The organism is Rhodovarius crocodyli, from assembly GCF_004005855.1.
GTDB lineage: Bacteria > Pseudomonadota > Alphaproteobacteria > Acetobacterales > Acetobacteraceae > Rhodovarius > Rhodovarius crocodyli.
Map to the genome: position 1 here is coordinate 130,178 of NZ_SACL01000011.1, position 13,611 is coordinate 143,788.

Below are 13,611 nucleotides of genomic sequence, written 5' to 3' on the forward strand. Positions count from 1 at the left end.
GCCTTGATGGCATGCGAGGCCCGCGCGCTCAACCGCACCCCGGTTGCGATGGCGCAAAGGCAGCCGCCCCCGGCAGGGCACGGCTGTTGCGGAGCGGCGGAAGGCAGGCATGGGGCGCGAGGGGCAAGGCCCGACGCGCCCTGATGACTCAGCTCTGGGCGTCGGGGCTGAGCACCATGCAGGGGCTGCGGCCGCGGGCGCGGTCGCAGGCCTGCTGGGCGCCGCCCTGGGAGAGGCCGATGATGCGGGCGCGGAACAGCGTGGCACGGCCGACGCGCACCGGCTGCACATCCACGCGCCCGCCGGACACGCCGGCCGACTGGGCGGCGCTGCGGGCCTGGCGCTCGTCGCTGAACGCACCGACCTGGATGGCCCAGCTGGAATGCGTGGTCACCACGGCGGGGCGGATGTTGCTGGGCAGGGTCGAGGCCTGCGCGGTGCCGATGAAGCCCAGGCTGCGCGTGAAGCCCGTGCGCGCCGGAGAGGCGTCGGCGAGCTGCGTCGGGCGCTGGGCCTCGCTGCGCGAGGCGGCTTCGGCCATGGCCGCGGCACCCTCGGGCGTGCTGCCGTCGGGGATCGGGTCCATCCGGCCGGCGATGATGGTCTGCGTCGGCGGCGCATAGCCGGCCAGCGCGCTGCCACCGGTGTAGGAACCGCTCTCGCGCGCGGCGCTCTCGGCCAGGGCGGCGGCGCCGCCGGGGGTCGAGCCATCGGCGATGGGCTCCATCGCCACCACGCCGCCGCGGGCGGGGGTGGGGCGGGCGGCCGCCATGCGCACGGGTGCCACGCTGGGCTCGGGGTCCGGCGCGCGGGCGTACTGGGCGCCCTGCTCGCGGATCGCGCGCTGCTCGGCCAGGGCGGTCAGCGTGGCCGAGTCCATGCGGCGCGGGCCGGCCGGCACGCGCAGCGGGATTTCGGCGGCGGCATAGACCTCAGGCGGCGCGCGGCGCACGGGGCTGGAGGCGATGATGTTGGGTCCGATCCGCGCCACGTAGTTGCGCGTCTCCTGCGGCAGGGAACCACGGTTGTAGAGGTAGTTCTCCAGCCGGCGCGGACCCGCGTTGTAGGCCGCGAGGAAGCCCGGCGAGCCGTACAGGTCGTACATCTCGCGCAGATACGCGGTGCCGGCCATGATGCTGTCATACGGGTGGTAGGGATCTTCGCCCAGGTCGTAGCGGGACTGCAGCTCGCGATAGGTCCCGGGCATGACCTGCATCAGGCCCATGGCGCCGACCGGGCTGGTGGCGCCGGCGCGGCCGCCGCTTTCCTGGCGCATCACCTCACGGACCCAGCGCTCCGGCACGTCGAAGCGGCGGGAGGCCTCGCGGATCCAGGGACCCCATGGGTCGCTGGGGGGGCCCGGCGGATCATAGGAACGGGTCTGCGTCGCATGGGCCGTCGGCCGGCGACCGGTCGCGGCCTGCTGGCTGCTGCCGCAGGCGCTCAGCGCCGCCAGCACCACCATGGCCATCCCAGCCCGCGCGTAACCGCAGCGCATCACCGCAGAAGCACGAAAGACATCGAGCATCCAGAACTCTCCCCTGGCCTGTCCCAGGAACTGAAAGCGGCCTCCACCCCCATGGAAACCGCACTCGAACAGGCGTCCCCCTCCGGATAGCCCGGAAAAGTGAGCGGCACCTTACCCAAGGCGCCCCCCTCCATGCAACATCGCGAATCAATCCGTGGGCGGATTCTCCCGCGCGCCCTGCCCTTCACCTTGGCGCGACAGCTCCAATGCGCGGGCATAGACCGCCTTGCGCGGCAGGCCATGGGCCAGCGCCACGCTGGCCGCCGCATCACGCAGCGACATGCCGCGCATGGCCGCCAGCAGCGCGTCATCCAGGTTTTCCGCGCCTTCCGCGGCTTCACCGGGCGGGCCCAGCAGCAGCACGACCTCGCCGCGCGGCGGGTCGGCCTCGGCGCCGGCCAACAATTCCGCGAGAGTGCCGCGCCGCACTTCCTCGAAGCGCTTGGTCAGTTCGCGCGCCAGGGCGGCGGGTCGTTCCGGCCCCAGCCCCTCGATCAGCGCGGCCAGGGTCTCGGCCACCCGGTGCGGCGCCTCATAGAAGATGAGGGTGGCCGCGAGTCCCGCCTGTTCCATGCCCTTGATCTTCGCGATGGCCGCCTGGCGCGGCCCGCCGCGCGGCGGCAGGAAGCCCTGGAACAGGAAGGGATGCGGCGGCAGGCCGGACAGGGTCAGCGCCAGCACGGCCGCACTCGGGCCGGGAATGCCCGTGACCGGCAGCCCCGCCTCGATCACGGCCCGCACCAGCCGGTATCCGGGGTCGCTGACCAAAGGCGTGCCGGCGTCACTCACCAGCGCAACTTTCGCCCCCGACCGCAATTTCACCAGAATGCCCGGGATCTCTGCGTCCTCGTTATGGTCGTGCAGCGGCCGAAGCGGTATGGAGAGCCCGTGGCGGACAAGCAGTTTCTGCGTGACTCGCGTGTCCTCGCACAGGATGAATTCCGCCCCGGCCAGCGTTGCCAGGGCGCGGGGGGACAGATCGTCCATGTTGCCGATCGGCGTCGCGACCAGGGCGAGGCCTGCCGGCGGAAGGGGAGTTTTTGATGCGTCGTCCATCTCGGTTTCCGGCTCACTCGGCAGCGGCCCGCCTGCTGCGCCATGCGCGCTTGGGCGTTCCCGCTGCCCTGCTGATGGCCCTGATCGGCTGCGCACCGCAAGTGCAACAGCCGGCCCAGGTGTGGCAGCCGCCCGGCCAGTCCTCCCTCGGCTGGGCGCCCGGCCCGGCCCAGGCGCCCGCCGCGCCGCAGACGGCGCGCAACCGCGTGGGCCTGCTGCTGCCGCTCTCGGGCAGCAACGGCGCGCTCGGCCAGGCCATGCTGAACGCCGCCCAGCTCGCGCTGTTCGAGCAGGCGGACCCGCGCGTGGAACTGGTGCCGCAGGACACCCGTTCCACCAGCAGCGGGGCGGCCGACGCCGCCCGCCAGGCCCTGGCCGAGGGTGCGACCGTGCTGGTCGGCCCGCTGACGCTGGGTGAGACAGCCGCCGCCGGCCGCGCCGCGCGCGCCGCCAATGCGCCCATGCTGGCCTTCACCAGCGACGAGTCGCAGGCCGGCCACGGCGTCTATGTGCTGGGCGTGACGCCCACCCAGGTCGGCCGCCGCATCGTGCAGGCCGCCCAGGGTTCGCAGCGCATCGGCGTGATCGTCCAGGAGGACGAGTTCGGCCGCCGCCTGAGCAGCGCGATCCGCGAGGCCGCCGCTGCCGCCGGCATGCAGCCGCCCGTCGTGCAGACCTATCGCGGCACCGGCACCGAGGCCGCGATGCAGTCCTTCCTGGCCGCCGCCAACGGCGCGGGCGGGGTGCAGGCCGTGGTGCTCGGCGTGTCCGGCACGCAGTCCCGCGCGCTCGCGCAGGGGCTGGCGGCGGGTGGGCTCACGCCCGCGCCGCGCATCATCGGCACCCATCTGTGGGTGGGCGACAACCAGATCGCGCGGGAGCCCGCCCTGGCCGGCGCCCTGTTCGTGGGCCCCGATCCCAGCGTGCGCGCGGGCTTCGACGAGCGCTACAACGCGGCTTTCGGCAACCGCCCTGCCCGGCTTGCCGGCACCGCCTATGACGGCGCCGCCCTGGCCAGCCGCGCCGCGCGCGAGGGCACGCGCGAGCTGCCGGTGGGCGAGGCCTTCCAGGGTGCGGACGGGCCCATCCGCCTGCTGCCGAACGGTGAGCTGGCACGCGGCCTGGCCATCATGGAGGTGCGCCCCAACGCCGAGCCCGCCCTGCGCGAGCCCGCGCCGGTGCCCGGCGCGGCCGGCAGCTGACGATGCTTCTTCGTCGCATCGCCAGCGACGTCGCCGGGCCGATTCACGCCGCCGACGCCGTGCGTCGGCAACGATCGGGCCGGTGATGCTCCCCCTCGGCCGGCTTCTGCGCACCTCGGCGCTGCTGGGCGCCATGCCGCTCGCGGTCCAGGTGCTGTTCCTGGCCACCGAGCGCATCCGCCCCGGCGAGGCCGCCCTGGCCTGCCTGGCCATCATCGCGGTCTCGGTCGCGCTGGCCTGGTTCTGGCTGATGAACATCCAGCGCCTGGCCGATGCGCTGCGCATCGCCTCGGAACAGGGGGACCCGCTGTCGGCCCCCTTCCGGGCCCCGCGCCTGCCCGCGGTGAAGGATATCGAGGACGAGCTGCTGCGCCTGGCGCGCAGCCTGGAGGCGCGCGCCCAGCTGGAGGGTCAACTGCGCGCCGCCGACGCCACCATCGTGGAGCGCCTGCCCGACCCGCTGATCGTGCTGGGAGAGGACACCACGCCCCTGCGCGCCAATGCCGCCGCGCGCCGCCAGTTCGGCACCCGTGGCGAATCGGCGGGCGGCGAGCTGGGCGCCCTGCTGCGCCATCCGGCCCTCGCCGCCGCCGTGGACCGTGCCCGCGCCGAGGGGCGCCCCCAGACCACCGAGCTTCGCCTGCCCGTTCCGGTCGAGCGCGACATTGTGGCCCAGTGCATCCCGATGGAGCCGCCGCTCTCTGACGGCGGCCGGCTTGTCATCGTCCTGTCAGACCGCACGGAGGCGCGCGCGGTCGAGCGCATGCGCGCCGATTTTGTCGCCAATGCCAGCCATGAGCTGCGCTCGCCGCTCGCCAGCCTGATCGGCTTCATCGAGACCCTGCGCGGCCCGGCCGAGGATGACGCCGAGGCGCGCTCCCGCTTCCTGGCCATCATGGCCAGCCAGGCAGAGCGCATGAAAAGCCTGATCGACGACCTGCTGAGCCTGTCGCGCATCGAGTTGTCGGAGCACCAGCCGCCCGAGGGCAGCGCCGACCTCGCCGCCCTGATCCGGGCCGAGGTCGCGGCGGTGGAACCCATCACGCGCGGCGCCACCCTGGAGGTGACCGTGCCCGAGACCTTGCCCGTCACGGCCGCGGACGCGACCCAGCTCTCCCAGGTGCTGCGCAACCTGATCGAGAACGCCCTGCGCCACGGCAAGCCCGCCGGCCTGGTGCGGATCGAGGCCAGGCGCGTGGTCGCCGGCCCCCGCCTGCCGAACCGGCCGGGCGTGCTGCTGTCCGTCACCGATGACGGGCCGGGCATCCCGAAGGAGCACATCCCGCGCCTGACGGAACGGTTCTATCGCGTCGATGCCGGGCGCGGGCGGGCCAGCGGCGGCACCGGGCTGGGGCTGGCCATCGTGAAGCACATCGTGAACCGCCACCGCGGCCAGTTGCTGATCGAGAGCGAGCTGGGCCAGGGCGCGTGCTTCAAGGTGTGGCTGCCGGCGGAGTGAGGCATTCTTCTTTTTCTGTAGAAAAAGAAGCAAGAAGACTTTTGCGAGCCTAGTGCTACCGGCCACATTCGGCGCCGCCAACTCACAGAAATTTTTTGGTTCTTTTTTATAAAAAGGAACGAATTAATTTTGACTTCCCTACCCGTTCAGCAACGCATCAATATCTTCCTGCGACATGTCAGGCTGGGCAGCGGCTTCCGGGCTCACGGTGCAGATCGGGTTGCGGATCTCCAGCTTCGGTTCCGTGCTGACCAGTGCGGCGCCGGGCACGATCTGCTCCAGCATCGTCTCCACCTGCTGCAGGTGCTGAATGGCGCGGCGGATGCGCTGGCCGGTCACGTCCTGGAAGCTGCAGGCCTCGAAGATGGAGTTCACGCGCATCGACAGCGCCTCGATCGAGGCCTCATCCTTGCGGCCGCTGCTGATCCAGTCCTGGATGGCTTCCGTCGCCTCCATGATGGTGTTGGCGGCGGCCTCGGTGGCCTGGACCACGGCTTCCAGCTCCAGCCCGCTGTTGCGGGTGCTGGCGGCGGGAATGGCGACCAGCTTCGCGATCTGCTCATGCACCAGGCCCAGCCGCGCCGAGATGTTCTCCTCCGCCATGTCCGCCATCTGGGAGGAAGCGGCGACCTCGGCGCTCAGCTCCGCGATCCGGCGGTCCACGAAGGTGCGCAGCTCCCCGAACAGGGGCGCGATCTCGGCCCGGATCGTTCCGGCGATGTCGATTGGCTGGACAGCCTGGGCGTGCATGGGCGGCTCCGGGATTTATCAGCCCCCTGATAAGGCATGCTGGTGAACGCTTTGTTGCTGCCATCGGACACATTGACCCGGGCGGGGCCTTGGGCCATGTCCGGGGCATGTCTGCCCATCCTGAACTCCGCTCCATCAAGGCCTGGCCCATCGAGGAGGCCGCCAAGCTCTCTGACCGGCTGGAGAAGGCGGGTAAAAAGGCGGCGCTGTTCGAGACGGGCTATGGCCCCTCCGGCCTGCCCCATATCGGCACCTTCGGCGAGGTCGCGCGCACCAGCTGGGTGCGGCATGCCTTCACGCAGCTGACGGGCCTGCCCTCCCGCCTCATCGCCTTCAGCGACGACATGGACGGGCTTCGCAAGGTGCCCGACAACGTCCCGAACAAGGAATTGCTGCAGGGCGCGCTCGGCAAGCCGCTGACGCGCGTGCCCGACCCCTTCGGCACCCATCCCAGCTTCGGCCAGCATAACAATGCGCGGCTGCGCAGCTTCCTGGACGCCTTCGGCTTCGACTACGAATTCGCCTCCTCCACCGACTACTACACCGGCGGGCGCTTCGACGCGGCGCTGCTGCGCATGGCCGCGATCCATGAGGAAGTGTGCGACATCATCCGCCCGACCCTGGGGCCCGACCGCCGCGCCACCTACTCCCCCTTCCTGCCCATCCACCCCGTGACGGGCGTGGTCGAGCAGGTGCCGATGGAGGAGGTGCGCGCCGACGGCACGCTGGTGTGGCGCGACGCGGAGGGCACGCGCTTCGAGACGCCCGTCACCGGCGGCCATTGCAAGGCGCAGTGGAAGGCCGACTGGGCGCTGCGCTGGTTCGCCCTCGGCATCGACTATGAAATGTCCGGCAAGGACCTGATCGACAGCGTGCGCCTGTCCTCCCAGATCTGCCGGGCGCTGGGCGCCGAGCCGCCGCTGAACCTGACCTATGAGCTGTTCCTGGACGACCAGGGCCAGAAGATCAGCAAGTCCAAGGGCAATGGCCTGACGATCGAGGAGTGGCTGCGCTACGCCCCGCCCGAGAGCCTGAGCCAGTTCATGTACAACCAGCCGACGCGCGCCAAGCGGCTGTTCTTCGACGTGATCCCGCGCGCGGTCGACGAATACCTGCAGAATGCCGAGCGCGCCCGCGCCCTGCCCATGCCCGATGCCGCGGCCAACCCGGCCTGGCACATCCATGGCGGTGCCGTGCCCGAGACCGCCGCGAGCCCGCTGACCTTCCAGACCCTGCTGAACCTGGCCGCCGTGAGCGCGGCCGAGACGGCCGACGACCTCTGGGCCTTCGTGCGCAACTACGCGCCCGAGGCAGCGCCCGAGACGCATCCCTTCCTGGACGTGCTGGTGGCCCGCGCCGTGGCCTATTGCGCGGATTTCGTCCGCCCCGGCCTGAAGCCGCGCCCGCCGACGGCGGAGGAACGCGAAGGGCTGGAGGACCTGATCCTGCGCCTGACCGACGCGCAGTACACGATCGAGGACATGCCCCCCGGCGCGGAGCGCGCCAAGGCCATCCAGGACATCATCTACGACGCGGGCCGCAGGGAGCCTTTCGCGGTGCCCAACAAGGACGGGTCCATGGGCGTGGGCCGTACCTGGTTCAACGCGCTGTACCAGGTGCTGCTGGGCGCCGATGAGGGGCCGCGCTTCGGCTCGGTGGTCGCCGCATACGGCATTCCGCGCACCATCGCGGTCGTGCGGGCGGCGCTCGACAGGTGATCCCAGCCCTCAAGCGCTACGGCGCCACCGTCTTCGGGCTGGTGCTGCTGGCGGGTGCCATCTTCGTGGTGCAGCGGGAGTTCCGCTCGCTGTCCCTCGAACAGGTGCGTACGGCGATGGGGGCGATCTCCCACCACGCGCTGTGGCAGGCGGGCGGGCTGACCGTCGTCGCCTATCTGGTGCTGGCGGGGTACGACAAGCTGGGCTCGGTCTATGCGGGCCGGCCGGCCAGCTGGGCGCGCAGCCTGATGGCCAGCTTCTGCGGCTATGCGCTGGCACATAATCTGGGCTTCACCGCCGTGTCGGGCGCCGCGGTGCGCCTGCGCTTCTATTCCGCCTGGGGCTACACCGCGGTGCAGATCGCCAAGGTGGTGGGCTTCACCTCGCTCACCTTCGGGCTGGGCGGCATGGCGCTGGGCGGGCTGGTGCTGGTGCTGGAGCCCGAGGTGCTGCCCTGGGCAGGCGGGCATATCCCGCGCTGGGTGCTGCAGCTGCTGGCGCTGCCGCTCTGGGCCATTGTCGGCGCCTATGTGGTGCTGTCGCGCTTCTTCCGCGTCATCCGCGTCTTCGGGCATGAAGTGGAGCTGCCGGGCCTGCGCATGGCCCTGGCGCAGACGCTGCTGGCCACCGTCGATGTCGCGGTCACGGCGGCCATCTTCTATGTGCTGCTGCCGCCGGCCGAGGGGCTGACGCTGATCCGCTTCATCGGCATCTACCTCGCGGCCTATTCGCTGGGCATCGTGGCCTCCGTGCCCGGGGGCCTCGGCGTGTTCGACAGCGCGATCCTGATCGGGCTCGCGCCCTATATGGGCGCTGCCGAGGTGATCGGCGCGCTGCTGGTCTTCCGCCTGTTCTACTACATCGCGCCGCTGTTCATCTCGGGCTTCCTGTTCGCGGGCTTCGAGATCAGCCAGCGCCGCCACATCCTGACGCGCTTCACCCAGGCCTCGCGCGGGGCGGAGGCGCTGGAGGCGCCGGCCATGGCCACCCTGGTGGTGCTGGCGGGCGCGCTGATGATGTTCCAGGGCGCTTTGCCGGCCAATGGCAGCTACCGGCTGCTGCTGGGCACCATGGAGCTGGGCGTCGCCTCGCAATTCGCGGCCTCCGTCCTCGGCTCGCTGCTGGTGGTGCTGGCCTATGGGCTGGTGCGGCGGCTGGTGCTGGCCTGGGGGCTGGCGCTGGTGGTGCTGCTGGCCGGTGGCGTGCTGGCCTGGGTGCGTGGCGAGCCCTGGTACGGCTTCCTGCCGCAATTCGCGATCGCCGCCCTGCTGGCCACCATGCGCGGCGCCTTCTACCGCCGCACCCGCGTGCTGGCCGAGCCGTTCAGCAACCAGGCTTTGCTGCCCATGTCCGCCGTGGTGCTGTGCGGCCTGGCGCTGGCCGTGGTGGGGCACCGCCTGGAAATGCGCGACAGCGCCTGGTGGGAAATCGTCTTTGAGAGCTGGGTGCCGAACGGGCTGCGCTTCACGGTGGGCCTCGCCGGGCTGCTGCTGCTGATCGGCCTGGCGCGGCTGCTGCGCCCGGCCGCCATCCGGCCCCTGCCCTATGACGCGGCCTCCCGCACCCTGCTGGCCAGCTGGCGCGGCACGGTCCCGCCCGAGGCCGACGGTGTGCTGCTGGGCGAGGCCGGGCATGCGGGCGTCGCCTTTTCCCGCCAGAAGCCCATCTGGGTCGCGCATGGTGACCCGGCCGGGGAGCTGGCGGACCGCATCAGCGTGATCTGGCGCTTCCGCGACCTGTGCGAGCGCAACGGCGTGCGGCCGGCCTTCTGGGATGTGGGGCCGGAATGGCAGCGCATCTACGCCGATATCGGGCTGACCGCGCTGCCGCTGCCGGGGCGTGAGGGCCGGTATGTGGCGTGCCATGCGGAGCAGGATCTGGACAGGCTGCTGGCGCGGCACTGAGGCATTCTTCTTTTTCTGTAGAAAAAGAAGCAAAAAGACTTTTGCGAGTTTGGCGCGCCCCTCACCCCGAGCGACACTCTAAACTCACAGAAATTTTTTGGTTCTTTTTTCTAAAAAAGAACAAATACTTATTTGCTTATCTTCTCCCGCAACGTCCCCTCCCGATAATCCTTCTGCACCAGCCCCCGCCGCTGCAGTTCCGGCACCAGCAACCGCGCCACATCCTCGAACATCGCCGGAAAATGCGTGGGCCACAGCACAAAGCCGTCGCAGGCTTCTGCGGTGAACCAATCCTCCATCTGGTCCGCCACATCCCTGGCGCTGCCCACCATCAGGCTGCGCGGCTTTTTGGTCGCCTCGACGAAACTCACGCCCTGCTTCGCGGCGCTCGCGGCCACCCGGTCCCAGGACCCCTGGATACCCTGCCGTGTCACGCCCTCGGTCGGGATCGGCCTGGTCAGGTCGACGCCGATCAGGTTGGAGTTCACGGCCATTTCCAGCTCGGGCTCGACCAGCGCGTTCAGCTCGGCCGCGCGCTCCTCGGCCTGCGCGCGGCTGTCGGCCACGACGACGGAGCAGGCAGGCAGAACCGGCGCGGGCCGGCGGCCGGCCTCCTCCATCCGGGCGCGGATGTCGGCCACATAGGCGGCGGCGTCGTCACGGCCGGCGGTGGTGATGAAGATCAGTTCCGCCCAGCGGGTCGCGAAATCCCGCCCGCGCGCCGAGGAGCCCGCCTGCATGATCAGCGGCCCCACCTGCGGGCTGCGCGGGATGGACAGCGGCCCGCGCGTGGAGACATGCCGGCCCTGGTAATCCGCGCGATGCACCTTGGCAGGGTCGATGAACACGCCCGCCTGCTTGTCCTTCACGAAGGCATCGGCCTCCCACCCGTTCCACAGCGCCTGGCAGGCCTCCATCACCTCATCCGCGCGGTCATAACGCTCGTCGCGGCCGGGGATGGCGGCACCGCCGAAGTTCCGCGCCTCGTAGTCGGTGGCGGAGGTGACGACATTCCAAGCCAGCCGCCCCTCGCTGAGGATGTCGAGCGAGGCCAGGGTGCGGGCCAGGTGATAGGGGTGGAAGAAGGTGGTCGAGAGGGTGGCGCCGAGGCCCAGGTGCCGCGTGACGCGCGCCATCAGCGGCAGGACCGTCATGGGGTCCAGATAGCTGATCTGCCCGCCCAGCCGCAGGTAGCTGTCGTAACTGCCGCCATGGATGTCCGGCAGGCCGAAGGCATCGGCGAAGAAGGCCGCGTCGAAGCAGGCGCCCTCCAGCAGGCGCGCGATGGCCTCATAGCGTTCGGGGCGCAGGATGTCGTCCAGACGCGAGTCCGGGTGCCGCCAACCGCCGCCGTGATTGGCGGTGGGCCCTGTCTTCAGATAGGCGACGAGGCGCATGCGGCGGTTCATGGCGGTCTCTCCTGCGGTGCGGCAGGATCGCGCCGATCGGGGCGGGTCGCCAGCCGCGCGGGCGCGAAAAATCCTTGCCCCCGGTCTTGCCCCCGGCGCCCCCCGGGTGTGGCATGCGGCCCGATTTCACAGGAGTCCCCCGATGAGCATCCCCAGCGAAACCATCCTCGTCGAGGGGCTGCCCGGCGAGGCGGAAATCCTGATCGATCGCTGGGGCATCCCGCACATCACGGCCAGCGACGAGACCACCGCCTTCTTCACCCAAGGCTTCAACGCCGCCCGCGACCGGCTGTGGCAGATCGACCTGTGGCGCAAGCGCGGCCTCGGGCTGATGGCCGAGGATTTCGGCCCCGCCTATGCCGAGCGCGACCGCGCCGCGCGCCTGCTGATGTATCGCGGCGACATGGCCGCCGAATGGGCCGCCTATACGCCCGAGGCAAAGGGCTGGACCGAGGCCTTCGTGGCCGGCGTGAACGCCTATGTGGCGCTCACCGAGCGCGAGCCTGAGCGCCTGCCCCCCGAATTCGGCATCATGGGCAGCAAGCCCGCCCGCTGGCTGCCGGAGGACGTGCTGCGCTGCCGCGCCCATGCCCGCGTGCGCAACCTGGATGCCGAGATCACCCGCCACAACATCGCGGTGAAATACGGGATGGAGGCCGACCGCTTCCACAAGGGCTTCCAGCCCGACTGGACCGTGATGGTGCCCGAGGGGATGGACCCGCACCCCATCCCGGCCGAGGTGCTGCGCATGCAGAACATCGGCGCCGAGCCCAACGCCATCAACCTCGGCACGCCCACCCTGCCCGCCGACCTGGCCGATGAGGGCAGCAACCATTGGGCGCTCGCGCCGCACCGCACCACCACCGGCCGCCCCATCCTGGCCAGCGACCCGCACCGTGTGCATGAGCAGCCGAGCCTGCGCTATGCCGTGCACATCACGGCCCCTGGGCTGAACGTCATCGGCTCCGGTGAGCCCGCGGTGCCCGGCATCACCTTCGGCCACAACGACGACATCGCCTTCGCGATGACCATCCACCCGGCCGACCAGGAAGACCTGTATATCTACGAGCTGAGCGAGGACCTGACCCGGTATCGCTACGGCGGCGGCTGGGAGGCCATCCGCACGGAGCGCGAGCCGCTCAAGGTGCGCGGCGAGCCGGACCGGGAGATCGAACTCTCCTTCACCCGCCACGGCCCGATCCTGCACGTGAACCCCGAGACCCGCCGCGCCTATGGCCTGCGCAGCGTCTGGTGGGAGGCGGGGACGGCCGCCTATATCGGCGCGCTGGGCTATCTGAAGGCCAAGGACATCAAGGGCTATCTGGCCGCGCTGGACAGCTGGGGCGCGCCTTCCTCCAACCATGTCGTGGCGGAGGTGGCAGGCAACATCGCCTATGCCGTCGGCACCAAGGTGCCGCTGCGCCCCAACTGGGACGGGCTTATGCCCGTGCCGGGCGACGGGCGCTATGAATGGGCCGGCTTCACCACCACCCGCGACATGCCGCGCCACTACAACCCCGCCAGCGGCTGGGTCGGCAGCGCCAACCAGTACAACCTGCCCGCCGATTTCGACGCGGCTTTCCGCCGCACCGGCTTCGAATGGACCGACGGCGCGCGCTATGCCCGGCTCTCCCAGGTGCTGAACGGAGAGACGAAATTCTCCGTGGCATCCACCCTGGCACTGCAGACCGACGTGACCTCGGTGCAGGCGAAATCCCTGGTCGACGTTCTGCGCGCCATTCCCGGCACGCCCAGCCCCGCCCGCGCCCTGCTGATGGGCTGGGACCATCGCCTGTCCACCGACAGCGCCGGCGGCGCGCTGTATGAGGCCTGGTTCACCAAGCACCTGGTGCCCACCGTCATGCGCACCCTGCCGCCCGAAGGCCTCGCCGCCATGGTCGCCGTGCCCGATACCCAGCACGTGACCAACCTAGTGCTGAAGGCCGACCCCGCCTTCGGCCCGGAGCCCGAAAAGGCCCGCGACGCGCTGATGCTCAGCACGCTGGAAGCCGCCTTCGCCGAGGTGACGAAGCTGCTCGGCCCCGACACCACCGCCTGGGCCTGGGGCACGCTGCACCAGGGCTTCGCCGAGCATCCGCTGTCCAAATACGTCTCGCCCGAACTGGCCGCACAGCTGAACGTAGGCCCGCTGCCGAAATCCGGCGCCGGCTCCACACTCAACAACAACGGCTACCGGCCGTCGGACTTCCGCGTCACCTCGGGCGTCACCTGGCGCATGGTGGTGGATGTGGGCAACTGGGACGCCAGCATCACCGTGAACACCCCAGGCCAGTCCGGCGACCCGCGCAGCCCCCACTACCGCGACCTGTTCCCGGTCTGGGCCAAGGACGAAGCCGTGCCCCTGCTCTACTCCCGCGCCGCCATCGAGGAAGCGGCAGAGGCACGGATCGTGCTGAAGCGGGGCTAGGTGGCACCTCGGGGGCCTTGCCCCCGAACCCCGACCAAAGGGCTCCGCCCTCTGGACACCCGCCAGGAGCCTGTGGCCCCTGGACCCACTTGAGTTAATTGAAAAAGCCGGAGAGGGACGATGTCCCTCTCCGGCTTTTTCAACTCCCGGTTTCCAA

The 13,611-nt window shown here is 70.6% G+C and carries 9 protein-coding genes; 5 read left to right on the top strand and 4 right to left on the bottom strand.

Going from position 1 to position 13,611, the window contains the following annotated elements; translation table 11 throughout:
* Positions 1-148: 148 nt before the first annotated feature.
* Together EOD42_RS22880 and rsmI are read right to left on the bottom strand one after the other, a co-directional pair.
* Complete coding sequence (locus EOD42_RS22880) at positions 149-1,528, bottom strand: transglycosylase SLT domain-containing protein (RefSeq protein ID WP_127789914.1); 1,380 nt, start codon at positions 1,526-1,528, stop codon at positions 149-151.
* A 147-nt stretch (positions 1,529-1,675) separates the two neighbouring features.
* Entirely contained in the window at positions 1,676-2,680 is a 1,005-nt protein-coding gene (gene rsmI, locus EOD42_RS22885; RefSeq protein WP_408902181.1) for a 16S rRNA (cytidine(1402)-2'-O)-methyltransferase, read from the bottom strand.
* Here rsmI and EOD42_RS22890 point away from each other — a divergent pair.
* On the top strand, positions 2,572-3,786 hold the full coding sequence (locus EOD42_RS22890; protein WP_127789916.1) for a penicillin-binding protein activator: 1,215 nt from the start codon (positions 2,572-2,574) through the stop codon (positions 3,784-3,786). The genes rsmI and EOD42_RS22890 overlap by 109 nt on opposite strands.
* 85 nt (positions 3,787-3,871) lie before the next feature.
* Complete coding sequence (locus EOD42_RS22895) at positions 3,872-5,245, top strand: ATP-binding protein (protein ID WP_164868083.1); 1,374 nt, start codon at positions 3,872-3,874, stop codon at positions 5,243-5,245.
* Positions 5,246-5,383: 138 nt separating this feature from the next.
* On the opposite strand, the gene EOD42_RS22900 is transcribed toward EOD42_RS22895, so the two are convergent.
* Positions 5,384-5,995, bottom strand: coding sequence for a protein phosphatase CheZ (locus tag EOD42_RS22900; RefSeq protein WP_127789917.1), 612 nt, complete (start codon positions 5,993-5,995; stop codon positions 5,384-5,386).
* A gap of 107 nt (positions 5,996-6,102) precedes the next feature.
* Between EOD42_RS22900 and EOD42_RS22905 the strand changes: the two genes are divergently transcribed.
* Positions 6,103-7,713, top strand: a complete 1,611-nt coding sequence (locus EOD42_RS22905; protein WP_127789918.1) for a lysine--tRNA ligase — start codon at positions 6,103-6,105, stop codon at positions 7,711-7,713.
* Positions 7,710-9,617, top strand: a complete 1,908-nt coding sequence (locus EOD42_RS22910) for a phosphatidylglycerol lysyltransferase domain-containing protein (RefSeq protein WP_127789919.1) — start codon at positions 7,710-7,712, stop codon at positions 9,615-9,617. Before EOD42_RS22905 ends, EOD42_RS22910 begins: the two co-directional genes overlap by 4 nt.
* 128 nt (positions 9,618-9,745) lie before the next feature.
* Here the strand turns inward: EOD42_RS22910 and EOD42_RS22915 are convergent, their stop codons facing one another.
* Positions 9,746-11,026: an NtaA/DmoA family FMN-dependent monooxygenase gene (locus tag EOD42_RS22915; protein WP_127789920.1), complete on the bottom strand. Its 1,281-nt coding sequence runs from the start codon at positions 11,024-11,026 to the stop codon at positions 9,746-9,748.
* Between the two features lie 142 nt (positions 11,027-11,168).
* Between EOD42_RS22915 and EOD42_RS22920 the strand changes: the two genes are divergently transcribed.
* Positions 11,169-13,454 (top strand): penicillin acylase family protein, encoded by a 2,286-nt coding sequence (locus EOD42_RS22920; protein WP_127789921.1) that lies wholly within the window; start codon positions 11,169-11,171, stop codon positions 13,452-13,454.
* The last annotated feature ends 157 nt before the right edge of the window (positions 13,455-13,611 follow it).